At 66.4% G+C, this 17,955-nt stretch carries 20 protein-coding genes and 2 riboswitches; of the genes, 11 read left to right on the top strand and 9 right to left on the bottom strand.

Going from position 1 to position 17,955, the window contains the following annotated elements:
• Nucleotides 1-6: 6 nt before the first annotated feature.
• Nucleotides 7-1,128 (bottom strand): glycine cleavage system aminomethyltransferase GcvT, encoded by a 1,122-nt coding sequence (gene gcvT, locus ACQY8M_RS10865; protein ID WP_428671743.1) that lies wholly within the window; start codon nucleotides 1,126-1,128, stop codon nucleotides 7-9.
• Between the two features lie 57 nt (nucleotides 1,129-1,185).
• Nucleotides 1,186-1,290, bottom strand: a riboswitch (glycine riboswitch).
• 4 nt (nucleotides 1,291-1,294) lie between these two features.
• A riboswitch (glycine riboswitch) is annotated at nucleotides 1,295-1,385 on the bottom strand.
• 244 nt (nucleotides 1,386-1,629) lie between these two features.
• Between gcvT and ACQY8M_RS10860 the strand changes: the two genes are divergently transcribed.
• Together ACQY8M_RS10860 and ACQY8M_RS10855 are read left to right on the top strand one after the other, a co-directional pair.
• Nucleotides 1,630-2,205 carry a TetR/AcrR family transcriptional regulator gene (locus ACQY8M_RS10860; protein ID WP_428671741.1) on the top strand — a complete coding sequence of 192 codons (576 nt, stop codon included), beginning with the start codon at nucleotides 1,630-1,632 and terminating at the stop codon, nucleotides 2,203-2,205.
• A gap of 3 nt (nucleotides 2,206-2,208) precedes the next feature.
• The gene (locus ACQY8M_RS10855; protein WP_428671739.1) at nucleotides 2,209-2,931 is read left to right on the top strand and encodes an adenosylcobinamide amidohydrolase; all 723 of its coding nucleotides are present in this window, start codon (nucleotides 2,209-2,211) and stop codon (nucleotides 2,929-2,931) included.
• Between the two features lie 117 nt (nucleotides 2,932-3,048).
• Here the strand turns inward: ACQY8M_RS10855 and ACQY8M_RS10850 are convergent, their stop codons facing one another.
• On the bottom strand, nucleotides 3,049-4,389 hold the full coding sequence (locus tag ACQY8M_RS10850) for a (Fe-S)-binding protein (RefSeq protein ID WP_428671737.1): 1,341 nt from the start codon (nucleotides 4,387-4,389) through the stop codon (nucleotides 3,049-3,051).
• A 101-nt stretch (nucleotides 4,390-4,490) separates the two neighbouring features.
• On the opposite strand from ACQY8M_RS10850, the gene ACQY8M_RS10845 reads away from it, so the two are divergent.
• Nucleotides 4,491-4,802, top strand: coding sequence for an NIPSNAP family protein (locus ACQY8M_RS10845; protein ID WP_428671735.1), 312 nt, complete (start codon nucleotides 4,491-4,493; stop codon nucleotides 4,800-4,802).
• On the opposite strand, the gene ACQY8M_RS10840 is transcribed toward ACQY8M_RS10845, so the two are convergent.
• Both ACQY8M_RS10840 and ACQY8M_RS10835 read right to left on the bottom strand, forming a co-directional pair.
• On the bottom strand, nucleotides 4,803-5,333 hold the full coding sequence (locus ACQY8M_RS10840) for a hypothetical protein (protein WP_428671733.1): 531 nt from the start codon (nucleotides 5,331-5,333) through the stop codon (nucleotides 4,803-4,805). It lies immediately after the preceding gene.
• A gap of 8 nt (nucleotides 5,334-5,341) precedes the next feature.
• Complete coding sequence (locus ACQY8M_RS10835; protein ID WP_428671731.1) at nucleotides 5,342-5,584, bottom strand: CDGSH iron-sulfur domain-containing protein; 243 nt, start codon at nucleotides 5,582-5,584, stop codon at nucleotides 5,342-5,344.
• A 90-nt stretch (nucleotides 5,585-5,674) separates the two neighbouring features.
• On the opposite strand from ACQY8M_RS10835, the gene ispH reads away from it, so the two are divergent.
• Genes ispH through rnhA form a run of 3 tightly spaced genes read left to right on the top strand, consistent with a single transcriptional unit; the run spans nucleotide 5,675 to nucleotide 8,035 of the window.
• Entirely contained in the window at nucleotides 5,675-6,625 is a 951-nt protein-coding gene (gene ispH, locus ACQY8M_RS10830; RefSeq protein WP_428671729.1) for a 4-hydroxy-3-methylbut-2-enyl diphosphate reductase, read from the top strand.
• Nucleotides 6,625-7,575 (top strand): homoserine kinase, encoded by a 951-nt coding sequence (locus tag ACQY8M_RS10825; protein ID WP_428671727.1) that lies wholly within the window; start codon nucleotides 6,625-6,627, stop codon nucleotides 7,573-7,575. Before ispH ends, ACQY8M_RS10825 begins: the two co-directional genes overlap by 1 nt.
• A 10-nt stretch (nucleotides 7,576-7,585) precedes the next feature.
• Nucleotides 7,586-8,035 carry a ribonuclease HI gene (gene rnhA, locus ACQY8M_RS10820; protein WP_428671725.1) on the top strand — a complete coding sequence of 150 codons (450 nt, stop codon included), beginning with the start codon at nucleotides 7,586-7,588 and terminating at the stop codon, nucleotides 8,033-8,035.
• Between the two features lie 62 nt (nucleotides 8,036-8,097).
• Here the strand turns inward: rnhA and ACQY8M_RS10815 are convergent, their stop codons facing one another.
• Together ACQY8M_RS10815 and ACQY8M_RS10810 are read right to left on the bottom strand one after the other, a co-directional pair.
• On the bottom strand, nucleotides 8,098-8,748 hold the full coding sequence (locus ACQY8M_RS10815) for a hypothetical protein (RefSeq protein ID WP_428671723.1): 651 nt from the start codon (nucleotides 8,746-8,748) through the stop codon (nucleotides 8,098-8,100).
• A gap of 33 nt (nucleotides 8,749-8,781) precedes the next feature.
• Nucleotides 8,782-9,639 carry a tetratricopeptide repeat protein gene (locus ACQY8M_RS10810; protein WP_428671721.1) on the bottom strand — a complete coding sequence of 286 codons (858 nt, stop codon included), beginning with the start codon at nucleotides 9,637-9,639 and terminating at the stop codon, nucleotides 8,782-8,784.
• A 36-nt stretch (nucleotides 9,640-9,675) separates the two neighbouring features.
• Between ACQY8M_RS10810 and ACQY8M_RS10805 the strand changes: the two genes are divergently transcribed.
• Nucleotides 9,676-10,530 carry an SDR family oxidoreductase gene (locus ACQY8M_RS10805; RefSeq protein ID WP_428671719.1) on the top strand — a complete coding sequence of 285 codons (855 nt, stop codon included), beginning with the start codon at nucleotides 9,676-9,678 and terminating at the stop codon, nucleotides 10,528-10,530.
• Nucleotides 10,531-10,601: 71 nt separating this feature from the next.
• Here the strand turns inward: ACQY8M_RS10805 and ACQY8M_RS10800 are convergent, their stop codons facing one another.
• Nucleotides 10,602-11,357 (bottom strand): alpha/beta fold hydrolase, encoded by a 756-nt coding sequence (locus ACQY8M_RS10800; protein ID WP_428671717.1) that lies wholly within the window; start codon nucleotides 11,355-11,357, stop codon nucleotides 10,602-10,604.
• A 21-nt stretch (nucleotides 11,358-11,378) separates the two neighbouring features.
• Here ACQY8M_RS10800 and ACQY8M_RS10795 point away from each other — a divergent pair, with 21 nt between their 5' ends.
• From ACQY8M_RS10795 to infC, 4 genes are all read left to right on the top strand, one after another.
• Entirely contained in the window at nucleotides 11,379-12,512 is a 1,134-nt protein-coding gene (locus ACQY8M_RS10795; protein WP_428671715.1) for a glycosyltransferase family 4 protein, read from the top strand.
• A gap of 2 nt (nucleotides 12,513-12,514) precedes the next feature.
• Nucleotides 12,515-12,967 carry a hypothetical protein gene (locus tag ACQY8M_RS10790; protein WP_428671713.1) on the top strand — a complete coding sequence of 151 codons (453 nt, stop codon included), beginning with the start codon at nucleotides 12,515-12,517 and terminating at the stop codon, nucleotides 12,965-12,967.
• A gap of 200 nt (nucleotides 12,968-13,167) precedes the next feature.
• Nucleotides 13,168-15,123 carry a threonine--tRNA ligase gene (gene thrS, locus ACQY8M_RS10785; protein ID WP_428671711.1) on the top strand — a complete coding sequence of 652 codons (1,956 nt, stop codon included), beginning with the start codon at nucleotides 13,168-13,170 and terminating at the stop codon, nucleotides 15,121-15,123.
• Nucleotides 15,124-15,180: 57 nt separating this feature from the next.
• A complete protein-coding gene (gene infC, locus ACQY8M_RS10780) occupies nucleotides 15,181-15,717 on the top strand; it encodes a translation initiation factor IF-3 (RefSeq protein ID WP_428675347.1) in 537 nt (178 codons plus the stop codon).
• Between the two features lie 245 nt (nucleotides 15,718-15,962).
• On the opposite strand, the gene ACQY8M_RS10775 is transcribed toward infC, so the two are convergent.
• Both ACQY8M_RS10775 and ACQY8M_RS10770 read right to left on the bottom strand, forming a co-directional pair.
• Nucleotides 15,963-16,718 carry an SDR family NAD(P)-dependent oxidoreductase gene (locus ACQY8M_RS10775; protein ID WP_428671709.1) on the bottom strand — a complete coding sequence of 252 codons (756 nt, stop codon included), beginning with the start codon at nucleotides 16,716-16,718 and terminating at the stop codon, nucleotides 15,963-15,965.
• A 14-nt stretch (nucleotides 16,719-16,732) separates the two neighbouring features.
• Nucleotides 16,733-17,950, bottom strand: a complete 1,218-nt coding sequence (locus tag ACQY8M_RS10770) for a CaiB/BaiF CoA transferase family protein (protein ID WP_428671707.1) — start codon at nucleotides 17,948-17,950, stop codon at nucleotides 16,733-16,735.
• Nucleotides 17,951-17,955 lie beyond the last annotated feature (5 nt).

Below are 17,955 nucleotides of genomic sequence, written 5' to 3'. Positions count from 1 at the left end.
GGTCTCCTATCCGCGGTAGTAGGCATGCTTGACGAAGGGCATGGACACGATCTCGGCCGGCACGGGCTTGCCGCGCACCAGAAGCTCGAGTTTCGTGCCGTTGGCTGATTGGGCTTTTTCGACGTATCCCATGGCGACCGCGCGCCCGAGGGTCGGCGCGAAGCCGCCCGACGTGACCTTGCCGACGATCCTGCCGCCGATCACGATCTCCACGCCCTCGCGCGCGATCGCCTTGCTCTCGGGCAGGAGGCCGACCCGCTTGCGCGGCGCACCCTCGGCGATCTGCTTCTGGATGACGGAGGCCCCGGGGAAACCGCCCTGGACGCGGCGCTCCTTGCCGATACTCCACAGCAGCACCGCCTCGATTGGGGTCGTCGTGGTGTCGATGTCGTGGCCGTAGAGGCAGAGGCCCGCTTCGAGGCGCAGTGAATCGCGCGCGCCCAGCCCGATCGGCTTGACCTCCGGTTGGGCAAGGAGGAGGCGTGCGATCGGGTCGGCCCTGTCGGCCGGAGTCGATATCTCGTAGCCGTCGCCGCCGGTATAGCCCGAGCGCGTGACGTAGCACTGCGCGCCGTCGATCGTGATGAAGGCGCCGGTCATGAACTTCATCGTCGCGACCGACGGCACGAGACGCGCCAGCGCCTGTGATGCAAGCGGCCCCTGCAGGGCGAGGAGCCCGCGCGAGAACATCGGCTCTATCTCGCAGCTCACCGACAGGTGCTTCTGGATATGCGCGAGGTCGTCGTCCTTGCAGGCGGCGTTGACGACGACCAGCAGGTGATCGCCGGTCGAGGTCACCATCAGGTCATCGAGAATTCCGCCGCTCTCGTTGGTGAATTGCGTATAGCGCTGCTGGCCGGGCTGCAGGCCCGCGATATCACCCGGCACCAGCGTCTCGAGCGCCTTGGCAGCGCTCTGCCCGGCCTTCCCGGTCAGCCGGATCTGCCCCATGTGCGAGACGTCGAACAGGCCGGCCGCCGTCCGCGTCTGGGCGTGCTCGACAAGAATTCCGGTCGGATACTGGACCGGCATCTCGTAGCCGGCGAACGGCACGAGGCGCGCCCCCAGTTCCTTGTGCAATGAATGCAGCGGCGTGCGCTTGAGAGGGCCGGCGGTGGGTTCGCTCAAGACGGTCTCCACAGAGTCGCGTTATCCCGACGCAAGGACTGCGCCGTTCGCGACCCCCTCTGTCCGGAGACCTGAAAGATTCGGCCACTAAGCGCCTTCCGAGGCGCGCGACGGCCTTACTTCGTCGGTGGGCAACACTTGAGGCGCCGCCGCTTTCCAGAGACCCAATCCCCCTGCGGTCCGTTTGCCTGAGAGTTTCCGGGGCCGGTTGCTCCTTCGGCGCCGCTCCGAAAAGCGGTCTCTTCCACAGGGTTCGTCTGAGTGATCCGACCTTAGAAGGCGCCAACGATTCCGTCCACCGTGATAACGCACCTCTTGAAATTGAGCGTTTGCTCATTTATTATGAGTGCATGCTCACTTTAAGGAGGGCATCATGCATATCCGGAAGGCGCTGTTCGTTTACCTGCTGATCGAGAGCCTGGCCGAGACAGAGGAGTGGGTGGTCGACTGGCGCTGGCTGTCTGACCTTTCATAGCCCGGCGCCGCCTCCTAGAATGGCTGATGGGCAAGGCCGAGGAAACCAAGGCGCGGGTCGAGCGCGCCGCGCTCACGCTGTTCGTGGCACGCGGTGTCGCCGCGACGACGACCAAGGAGATCGCCATGGCGGCGTCGGTCGCCGAGGGCACGATCTACCGCTACTTCCCCAGCAAGGAGCAACTTGCCCTGGACCTCTTCCTCGGCCATCACCGCGCGCTGGCCGAGGCGCTGACGGCAGCACACAAACCGCTCAAAGGCCTCAAGGCCAAGATCGAGGCGATCGTGCGCTGCTATTGCGAGTGGGCCGACGACGACTGGACCCTGTTCGCCTACCACCTGCTGAACCAGCACTCGTTCCTGATCCAGGTACCCGACGGCACGCCCAATCCGGTGAACGTCGTGCGCGAGGTGATCAGCCAGGCGATGAAGGCGGGCGAGATCCCTCGCCGCAACGCCGACCTCGCGGCCGCGGCTGCGATCGGCGTCGTGATGCAGCCCGCGACCTACAAGGTCTATGGCCGCTTTACCGGGCCACTCTCGGCCCACGCCCGCTTCTTCGCCGACGCCGCCTGGGCGGTGCTGTCGGTCAAGGAGACGTAGATTTTGTCCGATGATGTCGATTCGGCCTTCGTCGTGAATTGCGCGCCGCCGTTCCTGATGGCTCGCTTTGCCGAACCCCAACGCACCCTCGGTTGGTCACTGCTTCACCCCGGTTTTGCGATCGCCAGCGATGTCGTCTGGGTCGAGGTTCGCAACAGCGATCTTGGCCTTTCGATCGATCCGCAGGCATTCCTGAAGGCGCGGCTGGCCCGGGCGGGATTTCCTAACGCGCTGGCCTTCATGACCTCTCGCGATATCCGCCGTCATCATTTTTGCCAGCGGCGTGCCGGGGGCGTCGAGGCGGCCTGCCTGACCACGGTCGGTCTCTCGAACAGCGAGCGCGTTGGATCTCGCAAGCCGCACGGACCGCACGCCGGCACGATCAACACCCTGGTGCATGTTTCCGTGCCCCTGACCGACGGCGCCATGGTCGAGGCGATCTCTATCGTGGCGCAGGCGAGGACGGCCGCAGTCATTGAATTTCAGAACGTGCAACAAGGAACTGCCGTCACCGGCACAGGGACGGACTGCATCGTGGTGGCAACGCCACGGCGGGGCGAGCCTATTGCCTGGGCCGGACTCCATACGGACGTTGGCGAGGCGATCGGCGGCGCCGTCTACGACGCCACGCGGGCCGGTGCAGAGCAATGGCGCCAGGATTTTCAGCAACTGGCATATGACAAGTTCAACTTGCCTTCCCCGCTTGCGGGGGAGGTAGCGCGGTAATCCGCGACGGAGGGGGCGTGACGCACCATCTCGCGTAACGCCCCCTCCGTCAGCGTCAGACGCTGACACCTCCCCCGCGAGCGGGGGAGGGAATTTTGAATGAACTCTCCGGGACGTTCAGGACTGCCGCGCCAATGCCGTGAACGCGTTGCGGAAGTCGTCGCGCGAGCCGCCGAGGCCGGTCTCGTTGAAAATGTCGGCGGTGAGCGACTGCACCGAGCTCTCGTCGACCCGCACGCCGTTGTCCTGCAGGAATTTCCGGGCCGCGGCGACCGCCTCGTCCATCGCGCCGCCCTTCTTGTAGAGCCGGTAGTAATCCGGATGCCCGCCGCGGCCCAGCGCCTCGGCGAGCACATCGGTGAAGTTGACCACCTTCAGCGGATAGATCACCTCTGCGCCCGACAGCGCGCGATGGCAGGAGTGGTACATGGTGACGATCGTGTCGGCGCCCGCCGCGACCGCACCTTCGGCCAGCGCGCGATGGATCGCCTGTTCGCGGTCCTTGAACTTCGCCGCTTGCCCGCCGCAGGCGTAGGAAAATCCCGAGTCCTGCGGCAGCTCGACCAGCTCGAGATTCGGCACCGCCTTCAAGAGGTTGGCGATGCTCGAGAGCGTCGCGCCGATACCGAGATGCTCGTGAATCACCACACGGCGCCGGGGCTGGTCCGGCTTGAAGCGCGCCTTGAGCGCCTCGAGGTTGGCAGCCAGGAACTCGCTGACATGGCCGAGATCGAACGATGCCGGTTCGACCGCCTGCTCCAGCTCGTCGAAGTTCTTGGTGCAGGTCGGGCACCAGGTCAGCACCTTGGAGGCGCCGGACTGGCCGAAGCGCTGGAAGGTGCGATGGCCCATCCGCTCGTAGGTCGGCAAGTCGGCTTCCTGGAACTGGTAGACGCCGCAGCAGTGCGCCGTCCCGCCGACCACGTCGAAGTCGAGCTCGAGCGAGTCGAGGATGTCCATAACGTTGAGCACGATGTGCGGCGTCCGCAGCACATTGCATCCGGTATAGAACAGCACGTCCGCGGTGCGCTTCTCGGCCGGCGCCAGGATCTTCTGCAGGGTCTCCGACGGAAGCTGCATGCTCGCCAGCAGCCGCACTGCCTGCGCCATATGGCGGAAGCGGCTCGCCGCCGCCGTCGCCCCTTCGGAGAGCGGACGCGCCGTTTCCAGCGCCTTCATCTTGGCAATGGTCACCCACTGGCGGACATTGATGTCCTCGGGACAGGCGTCGGTGCAACGCGCGCTGCCGTCGCAGGCATTGAGCCACTTCATCACCCCGTCTGCCGCAGGACCGCCGTGCGTCAGGGAGGAGAGCTCGGCGATGCGCATTTTCGCCTCGCCGGCATCCAGCCCGATCTCGCGCGCCGTCGGACAAACTTCGAAACACTTGCCGCAGCCGGTGCAACGATCCGCTGCTTCCGCCGCCAAAGCCTCCAGCCGGTCCGCATATGCGCTCACGCCGCTCTCCTCATGTACCGGGAAGATTGTAGCCTTTCGGCGGTCGCCGAAACATCCGCCGCCAGGGTGACATTAGCTTGGGTCATCCAATAGGAGGCTCCATGACCGTCACCTGCGCCATCCGCTACGTCCTCGATCCGTTCAAGCGCGAGGCCTTCGAGACCTATGCCCGCAACTGGCTCACCATCATCCCGGCTTGCGGCGGCGACCTGATCGGCTATTTCATGCCGCACGAAGGCACCAACAATATCGCGCACGCGCTGATATCGTTCGAGAATCTTGCGGCCTATGAGGCCTATCGCACGCGGCTCAAGGCAGACGCGGCGGCGATGGCCAACTTCCGCTTCGCCCAGGAGAAGCAGTGCATCCTGGTCGAGGAGCGCACATGGCTGACGCCGGTGACGGCCGGATGACTACCGCACCCCGGAACTGCGATTGTAGTCGAGCTCCTGCTGGGAGGGCTTCAGGCCGACGGCGATGCGGTAGCCGCCGAGATCCGAGACGTTCGCGAACGGCAGCGTGACCGCCATCTCTTCCTGCGACAGGCCGCGCGGGCTGGCGGCGCTGATCTTGTAGTCGGCAAGCTGGTCGCTGCCCTGGACAACCGCGCCGTTGCCGTCGAGCACGCGGACGAAGAACGGCACGCGCGTCACGCCGGTGCCGACCGATGGACCGGCATTGACCGCTATGCGCAGGAGGACCTCGACTTCCAGCTTGTTGCGGCTGATCTGGCATTTCGTGCCGGCGCTGACGAGAGACGCCTCGAACATCACGTCACGCGGATCGCGCCCGGGCCCTTCCTTGAAGCGAGTGAGCCTCTGGGCGTCCTGAACCGTGAGCGGCTGCGGGCAATAGGACGCCGCCTGCTGCTCCCTGGCCGAGCTGCCGCAGCCGGCCAGCAGCAGGGCGGCCAACGCGAACGAAGCATATTTTCCGATGGTCATGCCGATATCTAAGCCAGTGTCCTGTGGGTGCCGTCACAAAGCGGCTTCTTGCTCGACTGCTTGCAGGCACAGAGCCAATAGTCGCCGGACTTTTCGGGAGTGTATTTCATCGGCGCGAGGCCGGTGCCCTTGTGGCTGCCGTCGCAGAAGGGCTGGCTCTGGCTCCTTCCGCAGGCGCACCACCAATAATCCTTGCCCGCCTCCAGCGCCATTTTGATGGGCGCCTTGGCCGCGACGACCGGCTCGGTCATGTTGTTTCCCCGTTGCGTTGCCGTTGGACTCTAGGCAATGGTCCGCAGGCCTGCAAGCGAGCGGGCCAGTCCGCAGCACAGTCGTTCTTCATGACCCACCTCAAGAAGCCGCTCACGATCCTGCTTGCGAATCCGCGCGGCTTCTGCGCGGGCGTCGAGCGCGCGATCCAGATCGTCGAGCGCGCCCTCTCGCGCTACGGCCGGCCGGTCTATGTCCGGCATGAGATCGTCCATAACCGCTTCGTGGTCGAGAGCCTGGAGGCCAAGGGCGCGATCTTCGTCGACGAGCTCGACGAGGTGCCCGACGACCGGCCGGTGGTCTTCTCCGCCCATGGCGTCCCGAAGACGGTGCCGGCCGAAGCGTCGCGCCGCAACCTGCTCTATGTCGACGCCACCTGCCCGCTGGTCTCCAAGGTCCATCGCGAGGCCGAGCGCCACGCCGACTCCGGCCGCACCGTTATCCTGATCGGCCATGCCGGCCATCCCGAGGTCATCGGCACCATCGGCCAGCTCCCCGAGGGCAAGGTGCTGCTGGTCGAGGACGTGACGCAGGCCGAGACGCTCGACGTGGCCGACCCGTACAACCTCGCCTATGCCACGCAGACCACCCTGTCGATCGACGACACGACCGCGATCGTGGCCGCCCTGCGCCGCCGCTTCCCCGCGATCCAGGGCCCGAAGATGGAAGACATCTGCTACGCCACGACCAACCGGCAGACCGCGGTCAAGGCGATCGCCGAGCGCTGCGACGCGCTGGTGGTGATCGGCGCGCCCAACTCCTCCAACTCCATGCGCCTCGTCGAGGTTGCGGCGAATTACGGCTGCACCCGGTCGCGCCTGGTGCAACGCGCCGCCGACATGGACTGGGCGTGGCTGGGCGATGCCTGCCGCCTCGGCATCACCGCCGGCGCCTCCGCGCCGGAGCTTCTGGTCGACGAGCTTATCGCTGCCTGCCGCCAGCGCTACGACGTGACCGTCGAGGAAGTGCGCACGACCGAGGAACGCGTGGTCTTCAAGCTGCCCCGCCAGCTGGTGGCCTGATGGCGGTCTACACTGAGGTCAGCGACCAGGAGCTCGAGGCCTTTCTCGCCGACTACGACATCGGCGACCCGGTCTCCTTCAAGGGCATCGCCGAAGGCGTCGAGAACACCAACTACGTGCTGACCACGGACCGCGGCCAGTACATGGTCACGCTGTACGAAAAGCGCGTCGATCCACGCGACCTGCCGTTCTTCCTCGGCCTGATGGATCATCTCGCCGAGCGCGGCATCAACTGTCCGCGGCCGATCCATGCCCGCGACGGCAATGCGCTGCGAACGCTCGTCGGCAAGCCCGCTGCCGTCACCAGCTTCCTGCAGGGCATGTGGCCGCGACGCATGACCGTGCAGCATTGCGGCCCGGTCGGCGAGGCGCTGGCCGGCTTGCATCGGGCCGGCCGCGATTTCGCTCTGAAGCGTCCCAACGCGCTGTCGGTTGCCGGCTGGCGTCCGCTGTTCGAGGGCTCGCGCCACCACATCGATCCAGCGCTCGATCAGGAGCTGTCGGCCGAGCTCGACTTCTTCGAGACGAACTGGCCGAAGGAACTGCCCTCCGGCGTGATCCATGCCGACATGTTCAACGATAATGTCTTCTTCCTGCACGAGCGGCTGTCCGGGATCATCGACTTCTATTTCGCCTGCAACGATTTCCTTGCCTACGACGTGGCGATCTGCCTGAACGCCTGGTGCTTCGAGCCGGACAACGCCTTCAACACGACCAAGGCGCGCGCGATGCTGCAGGCCTACGACAAGGTGCGCCCGCTCGGCGAGGACGAACGTCGGGCCTTGCCGATCCTGGCGCGCGGCTCGGCGCTGCGCTTCATGCTGACGCGGCTCTACGACTGGGTGCACACGCCGCCCGACGCGCTGGTCAAGCGCAAGGATCCCAACGAGTATCTCGCCAAGCTGCGCTTCCATCGCGGCGTGCAGTCGCTGGCGGATTACGGCCTGTGATGGGGGGCCTGTGAGCGAGCGTCCCGACATCGAGCTGTTCACCGACGGCGCGTGCAGCGGCAACCCCGGCCCGGGTGGCTGGGCCGCGATCCTGCGCATGGGGGAGAAGGAGCGCGAGCTGTCAGGCGGCGAGACGCCCACCACCAACAACAAGATGGAGCTGATGGGCGTGATCGCCGGGCTCGAGGCGCTGAAGCGCCCCTGCACCGTGCGGATCCACACTGACAGCAAGTATGTGATGGACGGCGCCACCAAGTGGATCCATGGCTGGAAGAGGAACGGCTGGCGCACCGCCGACAAAAAGCCGGTCAAGAACGTCGAGCTGTGGCAACGCCTCGCCACGGCAAGCGCACCGCACAAGCTGCACTGGACGTGGGTGAAAGGCCACAGCGGCCACGTCGAGAACGAACGCGCCGACGTGCTGGCGCGTAGCGAGATCGCGAAGCTTCGCAGTCGCTGATTCCACGCCCGTCGGAAAGTCACCTTTGAGCTGGCCTCCCCCGCTCGCGGGGGAGGAAAGTCTCAGGTTCGCTTACCCTGGGCCGGGACGGGCCGCTTCTCGGCGGGCTTTTCGTAGGCGAGGTCGAACATCTCCCGCGTTCCGTCGCAGGGATTGTCGCCTTCGGCCAGGCGCCAGACGTGCGACTTGCCGGAGCGGCGGAAGTGCAGCAGGCCGCCCACCTTGCAGGCCGTGCCGTTCTGCACCTTGGCGACGCGGAAGGCGACCTCGCCCCGGATGTAGACGTTGTTCGCAGCGATGCGCTCGACTACCCCATCGATCGCAACCCAGTCGCCCTCGGTACCGGGCGCCACGCTGTCGAGCCGGCCCTTGATCGTCCACAGCGCACCGGTCTTGGTCACGGTGGCGACGCCGGGCTTGGCGCCCTTGATCTTGCTGTAGCGGCCCCAGACCATCTTGGTGGCATAGGCGAAAAGCTGCGCCTCGGCCTCCGAATCGACAGCGGTACGGGTCGGCGCGGTCTGCCCACCGGCCAGGGGCGACGAGAGGTTGCTGACCGGCGCGCCCTTCTCGACCGTCGGCGCCTGCAAGGGTGGCGGCGCGGGATAGTAGGATGACGGCGGCTGCGTCGAATCGGTACCGGCCGGCGGCGTCTGGGCGAGGGCCGACCCGGCCAGAACCAGGAGGACGAGCGAGAGGGCGATACATTGCATTGGCTTGGTCTTAGCCGACCGACCCGCCGCTTGCTAGGGCTTGCGCGGGTCGTTCGGAGGACGACTGGCCGCAGGCGAGGGGGCCACCCCGGGCAGTTCGCCGCGCAGGCCCAGCTCGGCCCGCCTGGCCGCGTCCGATCCCTGCGGAACAGCCTTCAGCACCTTGGTGAAGTCGGCACTGGCCGCGTTGCGGTCGCCGCGCGCCAGCAGGGCGAAGCCGTGTTCGAGCAGCGCCTCGGAATGGTCCGGCGCACGCTTCAGCACACGATCTGCATCGGCCAGCGCCTTGGCCGGATCGCCGGCGTTGCGCCAGGCTGCCGCGCGCAGGATCAGGATCTCGACCTTGTCGGGCTCGATCCGCAGCGCCCGGTCGAAGTCGGAGATGGCGCGTGGCCAGGCGCGCATCGCGGCATAGCTCAGTCCGCGATCGACCCAGAGATCGACATCGGTGGGTTTGAGGTCGAGCGCGCGGCTCTGCGCGGCAGCGGCATTCTCCGCCTGGTTGGCCTCCATCCAGGCCTGCCCCGCCTGCGCCAGCAGTTCCGCGCGCACGCCCGGCCGATCGGCGCCCATGTCACGCTCGATCGCTTCGAGCTGGGTCGCCGCCGGCACGAACTTGCCGCTTTCGAACATTGCGATCGCGACGCAATGGCGTGCGCCCAGCCCGCCGCCCTCGCCCTTCCATTTTTCCGCCACCGGCAAGGCCTTCAGTGGCTCGCTGCGTGCAAGCTGCATGCATTCGGTGTAGCGCCGCAAATGATTGGGCGTCAGCGCGAAGGGGTCGAGCTTCTGCTGGTTGGGAGTCAGCGAGAAGGGCTCGACCCTCTGCGCGAGTGCCGGCATCGCCGCGGCCGTCAGTATCATCGAGAGGGTCAGGCGCGAGAACAACATGGTTGAAAAGAACCTCGCGGCGGCGTTCCTGACAAGATGACCAAACGGCTTTTCATTTTCGGCCTGGGCTACAGCGGCCTTGAAATCGCCAAGCTTGCGGCGGCGAGGGGTTGGAGCGTGTCGGGTACCGTGACCGGTGCGGACAAGGCCCAACGTCTGGCTGCCGAGGGCATCGAAGCCCATCTGTTCGACGGCACAGCCCCCCTCGCCGCCCGCGTGCTCGAAGCAGCGAGCCACGTGCTGTGCACCATCGCCCCTGGGACCGCGGGCGATCCCGCGCTTCGGACAAGCGCCGCGCAACTACGCGACATGCGTTGGCTGGGATATCTCTCCACCACCGGTGTCTACGGCGACCACGATGGCGGCTGGGTCGACGAGACGACTCCGCCGCGTCCCGACCAGTCGCGCAGTATCGAGAGGCTGGCGGCCGAGCGCGCGTGGCAGGCGATCGGCGCCACAATCTTCCGGCTGCCTGGAATCTACGGCCCGGGCCGCAGTGCCGTCGACCGGGTCAGGGCCGGCACCGCGCAGCGCATCGACAAGCCCGGCCAGGTGTTCTCGCGCGTCCATGTCGAGGACATCGCGGCCGCGGTGCTCGCCGCGATGACGCATCCGGCGTCCGGTGCGATCTACAACGTCGTCGACGATCTGCCCGCGTCGAACAGCGAGGTGATCGCCTATGCCTGCGAACTTCTCGGCCTCCCCGTACCGCCAACCATTCCGTGGGACGAGGTCGCGCCGACGATGAGCGCCATGGCCCGCTCCTTCTATGCAGAGAACCGGCGGGTGCGGAACGACCGCCTCAAGCGCGAGCTCGGAGTCACCTTGCGCTATCCGACCTATCGCGAGGGCCTGCGCGCGATTGCCGCCCATTCGTCGTCCCGAGCGTAGTCGAGGGACCCCTTCAAGCGGCATCAATCCCATGAACAGGTCTCTCGGCTACGCTCGGGACGACGGGAACTCTATCCAGAAAGCTCCTCGACGGTCGCGATCAGGCGGGCGATGTCGGCAGGGGTGCTGAGGCGGTGATCGCCGCCTTTGACGAAGGTCGTCACGACCTCGGGTGCCTCGAGGTGCTGCGCGATCTGAAGCGAATATTCCCATGGCACGTCGGGATCGCTCTGGCCGTGCAGCAGCCGCACCGGGCAGGGCAGCGCGAGCTTCTTGTCGAGCACCAGATGGTTGCGCCCTTCCTCGATCAGCTTCCAGGTGAAGACCGACGGCTCGGGCGAGTATTGCGACGGCCGCACCAGCCGGCCCTCGCGCTGCAGCAGGACGCGATCCTCGGGTGACAGCTTCGTGAGCAGCATGCGTTCGGTGAAGTCGGGCGCTGCTGCGATCAGCACCAGGCCCGCAAGACGCTCGGGACGCCTGAGCGCCACCAGCAGCGACAGCCAGCCGCCCATGCTCGATCCGACCAGCACGAGCTTGCCAGTAGCCAGCGCGTCGATCGCGGCGAGCGCATCGTCGAGCCAACGGCCGATCGTGCCGTCCTCGAAGCGGCCCGACGACTGGCCGTGGCCGAGATAGTCGAAGCGCAGGTAGGCGCGGCCGGTGCGGCGCGCCCAATCCTCCAGCGCCATCGCCTTGGTGCCCGTCATGTCGGAGCGGAAGCCGCCCAGGAAAGCGACCGTCGGCCCCCGGCCGTCGGTCTTCGCATAGGCCACCGTGTTGCCGTCGGGGCGGGCCAGCCGCTGCACCCTATCTCCGTTGCTCATGGCGTGATACCTGCCACAGTCGTGTCACGTCCGCATCTGCTTCAGATCGTGCCGTCGCTCGCCGGCGGCAGCCTTGCCCGTACCACGCTCGACGCTGCGCACGCCGTGATCGCAGCCGGCGGCTCGGCGACCGTCGCGTCGGCGGGCGGCCTGCTGGTGCCCGAGCTGCTGCGCCTGCGCGGCAGGCATCTCGACCTTCCGAACAGTCGCCATCCATTGTGGGCTCGCCTGTCGCTGCCGGCGCGGCTCGCCGTGCGCTTACGCGACGGCGACGTGACTGTCGTGCAGGGCCGCACGCCTGCGACGGTATGGGTTGCGCGCGCCGTGGCGCGACGGCTGGGCGTCAGGAGCATCGCCACGCTGCACCGGCCGTTCGTCGGCGTGAGCGCGACAGACCGCTTCGTCGAGCACCGCCAGGCGCGTGCCGACGCGCTGATCGCGGTGTCGGACCCTGTCGCGCGCGACGCGCTTGCGCAGATGCCTTCGGCCGCAGACCGGCTCGAGACCATCGAGCCCGGCATCAATCTCGATCGCTTCAATCCGGCGGCGATCCGTGTCGACCGCGTCATCCGGCTCGCCGCCGACCTGCGCATCCCCGATGGCCGCCTGGTCGTGCTCTGCGCCACGCGCGAGGGACGCGATCGCCTGACCCTGATCGAGGCGATCAAGCGCCTCGGGCGCGACGACGTGTTCTGCCTGCTGCTCGGATCGAGCGGCGCCCCGACGGCCTTCGAGAAGGCGCTCGAGCGCGCCATCCTGCAGGCCGAGCTGCAAGGCCGCGTCCAGCTCGGCCCCTATGTCGAGGACATGCCGGCGGCTTACATGTTGGCCGACGTCGTCGTGGCCACCGGCGGACTGCAGCAGGGATTCAGCCGCGCACTGATCGAGGCGCAGGCGATGGGCCGGCCGGTGGTCGCCGCCGACGGCAGCGGCGCCGCCGAGGCCGTGCGCCCGGGCATCACCGGCTGGTTGGCGATCCAAGGCGATGCCGCATCGCTGACGCAGGCGATCGACAATGCACTTTCCTTGACGGCCGAGCGTCGCGGCGAGCTCGCCCATGCCGCGCAGGCGCACGTGCGCGGCCGTTACGCGCTCGCCCCCAGCAACGCGCGCCTGCTGGCACTCTACGAACGTCTGTCGGACACGGGAGGCTGACCATGCCGGTTTTGCGTCATACGCTTCTTGCCCTGCTCCTCCTCGCGGCAGCGCCGCTGCAGGCCCAGCTGTCCGGACCGCCGGCAGGCGGGCCCACCGGCCAGTTCCTCGGGCCGCCGACCGGCAATGCCGGCGACTTCCTCGGCGTCTGGTCCATGACATGGGACGGTCCAATGGGAACGAACTGCCCCTGCCGCGGCAGCCTCACCATCTTTGTCGACAACAACGGCGATCTGCGGGGGACCTGGAAGACGAACGGGCCTGGCGCGACCTTGAGCGGCTCGGTCGGCTACAATCAGAATGTCTGGACCGGGCGCTTCGCCCAGCCCGACGACGCCGATTTCCCCATCCGCGGTCATTTCCGCCTCGAGGCACGCGGCGAGCGCAGCGTGACAGGCTCCTATCAGCCCGACGGAACCGCCATTCCGTTCAGCTGGAGTGGCACGCGGCTATAGGAGCAGGCTTGACGGCGATGCCCGGCGTCTCTATTTCCGGCGCATGGGCCGGTTGTTTTTCCCCGCTCCGACGACACTGACCACCGTTCGAACTTGATTCGGCCGGGCGCGAGCCTTTGTGCCGCCTCCCGGTCTCCGTCCGCCGACGCCTCGCGTCGGCCGGTCAATCGTGTTCGAAATCTTCTTCTCAGGTGGTTGCCATGATCAATATTTCCCTGCCGGACGGTTCGGTCCGAAAATTCGACAAGGCCGTGAGCGGCGCAGACATCGCTGCATCGATCGGCCCCGGCCTCGCCAAGGCCGCGCTGGCCGTGAAAGTCGACGGCAAGATGAAGGACCTTTCGACGGTCGTGGATCACGACGCGAAGATCGGCATCGTGACGTCGCGCGACCCGGAAGCGCTGGAGCTGCTGCGCCACGATGCGGCGCATGTGCTCGCCCAGGCGGTGCAGGAGCTCTATCCCGGCACGCAGATCACGTTCGGCCCGTCGACGGACGAAGGCTTCTACTACGACTTCGTGCGCGACCAGCCGTTCTCGCCGGAAGACTTCGGCAAGATCGAGCAGCGCATGGCCGAGATCGTCGACCGCGATCTGCCGATCACGCGCGAGGTGTGGGACCGGCCGAAGATCAAGCAGTACTTCGCCGACCACGGCGAGAAGTTCAAAGCCGAGTGGGCCGACGAGCTGCCGAAGGACGAGGAGATCTCCGTCTACAGGCAGGGCGACTGGCTCGACATGTGTCTCGGCCCGCACCTGCCCTCGACGGGCAAGCTCGGCAAGGCGTTCAAGCTGACGAAGGTGTCGGGCGCCTACTGGCGCGGGGACAAGAACAACGCCCAGCTCCAGCGCGTCTATGGCACGGTGTTCTTCTCCGACAAGGATCTTAAGGCATACCTCCATCGGATCGAGGAGGCGGAGAAGCGCGACCATCGCCGGATCGGCAAGGAGATGCATCTCTTCCATCAGCAGGAAGAGGCGGCCGGCATGGTGTTCTGGCACCCCAAGGGCTGGACGTTCTGGCGCACGATCGAGGGCTACCTCCGGCGCAAGCTCGAGGCGGGTGGCTATGTCGAGGTGAAGACGCCGCAGCTCGTCGACCGCAAGCTGTGGGAGGAGTCGGGCCACTGGGAGAAGTTCCGGCAGAACATGTATCTCGCCGAGAACGAGGAAGGCCTGAAGGAGTTCATGGGCCACGGCGCGACGGAAGGCGAAAGCCGGATCTTCGCGCTGAAGCCGATGAACTGCCCCTGCCATGTGCAGATCTTCAACCAGGGCCTCCGCAGCTATCGCGAGCTGCCACTGCGCATGGCCGAGATGGGATCGTGCCATCGCTTCGAGCCGTCAGGCGCGCTGCACGGCATTCTGCGCGTGCGCAACTTCACGCAGGACGACGCCCACATCTTCTGCACGGAAGCCGACATCGAGAGCGAGACGATCCGCTTCTGCGGGCTGCTGGGCGAGATCTATCGTGACCTGGGCTTTCCGGATTACTTCGTGAAGTTCTCGGATCGCCCGCCGGTGCGTGCCGGCTCCGACGAAGTGTGGGACCAGGCCGAGGGTGCCCTCAAATCCGCCTCCAAGGCGGCCGGCCTCGACCTGATCCTCAATCCCGGCGAGGGGGCGTTCTATGGCCCCAAGCTCGAGTTCGTGCTGCGCGACGCCATCGGCCGGGACTGGCAGTGCGGCACGCTTCAGGTCGATTTCGTGCTGCCCGACCGGCTGGGGGCGGAGTACGTGGCCGAGGACGGCGCACGCAAGCGACCGGTCATGCTGCACCGCGCCATTTTCGGAAGCTTCGAGCGCATGATCGGCATCCTGATCGAGCATTACGCCGGCCGCTTCCCGCTCTGGATGGCGCCGACGCAAGCGGTGGTAGTCACGGTCGTGAACGATGCCGACAGCTATGCCAACGAGGTGGCTGCGAAACTGCGGGCTGCCGGCATGCGGGTCGAGACCGACGTGCGCAACGAGAAGATAAACTACAAGGTCCGCGAGCATTCGCTGGCCCACGTGCCGCTGATCCTCGCGGTCGGCCGGCGCGACATGGAGAACCAGACGGTGGCTGTGCGCCGTTTGGGCTCGGAAAAGCAGGAGGTCCTTGAATTGGGGGCCGCCGTCACTACACTTTCAGCTGAGGCGCGGCCGCCCTTCTAGGGCGGCTGCAGTCTCGTATCCGCCCTCGCAAGGGCTTAGACAGAGGAGAAGCAAGCCATAGCTCGACCCGCACAACAGAGCGCGCCGACCAAGGACGGTCCGCGCGTCAACAACGAGATCAAGGCGCCGCAAGTCCGCCTGATCGACGAAAACGGCGACATGGTCGGTGTGCTGAGCACACGCGAGGCGATCGAAATGGCCGAGGAGGCCAGCCTCGATCTCATCGAGATCTCGCCGAATGCCGTTCCGCCAGTCGCCAAGATTTCCGACTACGGCAAATACAAATACGAGGCGCAGAAAAAGGCGCACGATGCTCGAAAGCACCAGAAGGTGATCGAGGTCAAAGAGATCAAGATGCGCCCGAACATCGATGAGCACGACTACGAGGTCAAGATGCGGGCCATGAAGCGGTTCATCGACGAAGGCGACAAGGTGAAGGTCACCCTGCGCTTCCGCGGCCGCGAGATGGTCCACGCCAACCTCGGCATGGAAGTGCTGAACCGCGTTCGCGGCGAGATGGATCCGGTGACCAAGATCGAATCGATGCCGCGCATGGAAGGCCGGCAGATGGTCATGGTGCTGGCACCGAAATGACTATCGGGTAAGGACGAGGATCTGGCGGGCGACGGCATCGGCCATCGCTTTCGCCGCGTCTCCCAAGTCCAGCGTATGCTCTCTCACCTTTATGCCGGTCGGCCATCGACATTATGCGTGGGCGCGCGACTCACGTCTTCTCATGATCTTCCGGACCGCGAGCATCCTGCTCGCTCATGATCAAGCGCATTCACATGCGCGTATGAGCGAGCAGGATGCTCGCGGTCCCGAACATCCGTCATGCTCTACGGCATGTATGAGCCGCCATTTACGTGCAGTACCTGGCCGGTCGTGGCGCTCGAATCATCCGAAGCCAGATAGACCGCAGTGCGTGCAATCTGATCCGGTGTCAGCATCCTGCCACCCAGCGGGATGCTCTCACGTGCCATCTCGATCAGCTCGGGATCGCTGTTGCCGTAGCGCGGTTGCGCGGTGTCGGTCAGGCCGGGGGCGATTGCATTGACCCGGATGTCATGCGGCGCGAGTTCGAGCGCGAGGGCGCGCGTCATCGATACGACGCCACCCTTGCTCGCGCTGTAGTGCACGCCGCGAATGGCGCCGCGCACCGACTGGGACGAGAGGTTGATGATGGAACCGGCCTTCTTCCCGGCAATCAGGGCCTTGGCCACCGCGATGGCGGCGAAGCAGCCAGCCTTGAGGTTGATGTCGAGCACGAAGTCCCAGTCGCTTTCGCGCATCTCGAGCAGCGGCACCCTCGGATAGACGCCGGCGTTGTTGACCAGAATGTCGGGTGTGCCGAGCTGGCGGGCCGTCTCGGCAACCATCATCTCGATGTCGGAAAGCTTGGAGACGTCGGCCCGGAACAGCGCCGCCTTGCAGCCCTTGTCACGCACGCCCTGGGCGACGGCTTCGGCTGCCTTCTCGTTGTCGTGCCAGGTGACGGCAACGTCAGCCCCTTCACCCGCCAGTGCCAGGGCGATGGCCGCGCCAATGCCCTGCTGTGCGCCCGTGACGAGCGCGACCTTGCCCTTTAGTTTCATGCCGACTCCGCTGCTCAGATGATCTTCCGCGCCCGCAAGTCCGCAATTTCCGCGCCACTGTAGCCAAGCTCGGTGAGCGCGGCCTCATTGTGATCGCCGAGCTCCGGTGCGATGCCCGGCTTGGCCGGGGTCTCGGAGAACCGCCACGGCGTGCCGTGCACCTTCAGCTTTCCGTGCTTGGGATGGTCGACATAGGTGACATGGCCGTTGGCGATCACGTCGGGATCGTTCGACGCCTCGAGCATGGTGTTGATCGGCGCCGAGACGATGTCGGCGCCGCGCAGCCTGGCGACCCAGTCGTCGCGCGTACCGGTGGCGAACAGATCGTCGAGCAGCGCCAGCAGCTCCTCGCGCTTGGCATCGTTGTCGACGATCACGCCGAGATTGCCGAAGCCCCTGGCCTCCAGCCGATCGAGGAAGCCGAGCGAGGTCATGGCGTCCTTCCAGTCTTCCGGACCGGTCAGCTGGAAGACCAGCGGCTTCCCGTCCCTGTCGTTGAACGAGGCGCTGATGCCCGCCCGCTCCGCCGTGCCGGTGACGCGGGCCTGGCCGGTGACCGGATTCTTGTCGCGCCACATCGTGGTGGTGAAGGTCCAGCCCAGCAGCCGGACCAGAGAGCCGAGCAGCGACAGCTCGATCTTCTGGCCGATACCGGTGGTGCGGGCATAGGTCAGCGCCGCGAGCGCGCCGCCGAACGCCAGCATGGCGGTCGATTCGTCGGCGACCGAGGCAATGCCCGTCCGCATCTTCTGGCCGGGCATGGAATAGGCCTCGGCGATGCCACCCAGCGCCTGCGCCATCGAATCGGTGCCGGGCAGATGGCCGTTCGGGCCCTTGGTGCCGTAGCCCGAGATCGAGACGTAGACGAGCTTGGGATTGATCTTGCGCAGCTCCTCCCAGCCGAAGCCGTTCTTCTCGGCCGCGCCCGGCCGGAAGTTCTGGCCGAAGATGTCGGCCTTGGCGACGAGCTTGTGCAGGATCGCCCTGCCTTCAGGCGTCTTGAGGTTGAGCGTTACGCTCTTCACGCCGCGGTTGTTGGTTTCGAAAAAGGTGCTGCCCTTGCCCGGCAGCACGGTCATGCGGCGCGAGCCGTCGCCGCCGTCCGGCGTTTCGATCTTGATCACGTCGGCGCCGAGGTCGGCCATCAGCATGTAGGGCACCGTGCCGGCCTGGGCGGTGGAGCAGGACACGACCTTGACGCCCTGCAGGGGACCATGCGGCGGCTTCGACATCGACG

Origin of the sequence: Reyranella sp. (assembly GCF_965279465.1) — a bacterium.
Lineage (GTDB): Bacteria > Pseudomonadota > Alphaproteobacteria > Reyranellales > Reyranellaceae > Reyranella.
The sequence above is the reverse complement of the archived record's forward strand: the minus strand, read 5'-3'. Positions and strand labels throughout refer to the sequence as shown.

Coding starts and splice junctions, on each gene's coding strand:
- ACQY8M_RS10860 (WP_428671741.1), top strand. CDS start 1,630: ATGGGCAAGGCCGAGGAAACCAAGGCGCGGGTCGAGCGCGCCGCGCTC.
- ACQY8M_RS10845 (WP_428671735.1), top strand. CDS start 4,491: ATGACCGTCACCTGCGCCATCCGCTACGTCCTCGATCCGTTCAAGCGC.
- ACQY8M_RS10840 (WP_428671733.1), bottom strand. CDS start 5,333: ATGACCATCGGAAAATATGCTTCGTTCGCGTTGGCCGCCCTGCTGCTG.
- ACQY8M_RS10835 (WP_428671731.1), bottom strand. CDS start 5,584: ATGACCGAGCCGGTCGTCGCGGCCAAGGCGCCCATCAAAATGGCGCTG.
- ispH (WP_428671729.1), top strand. CDS start 5,675: ATGACCCACCTCAAGAAGCCGCTCACGATCCTGCTTGCGAATCCGCGC.
- ACQY8M_RS10825 (WP_428671727.1), top strand. CDS start 6,625: ATGGCGGTCTACACTGAGGTCAGCGACCAGGAGCTCGAGGCCTTTCTC.
- ACQY8M_RS10815 (WP_428671723.1), bottom strand. CDS start 8,748: ATGCAATGTATCGCCCTCTCGCTCGTCCTCCTGGTTCTGGCCGGGTCG.
- ACQY8M_RS10810 (WP_428671721.1), bottom strand. CDS start 9,639: ATGTTGTTCTCGCGCCTGACCCTCTCGATGATACTGACGGCCGCGGCG.
- ACQY8M_RS10805 (WP_428671719.1), top strand. CDS start 9,676: ATGACCAAACGGCTTTTCATTTTCGGCCTGGGCTACAGCGGCCTTGAA.
- ACQY8M_RS10800 (WP_428671717.1), bottom strand. CDS start 11,357: ATGAGCAACGGAGATAGGGTGCAGCGGCTGGCCCGCCCCGACGGCAAC.
- ACQY8M_RS10790 (WP_428671713.1), top strand. CDS start 12,515: ATGCCGGTTTTGCGTCATACGCTTCTTGCCCTGCTCCTCCTCGCGGCA.
- thrS (WP_428671711.1), top strand. CDS start 13,168: ATGATCAATATTTCCCTGCCGGACGGTTCGGTCCGAAAATTCGACAAG.
- ACQY8M_RS10775 (WP_428671709.1), bottom strand. CDS start 16,718: ATGAAACTAAAGGGCAAGGTCGCGCTCGTCACGGGCGCACAGCAGGGC.
- ACQY8M_RS10770 (WP_428671707.1), bottom strand. CDS start 17,950: ATGTCGAAGCCGCCGCATGGTCCCCTGCAGGGCGTCAAGGTCGTGTCC.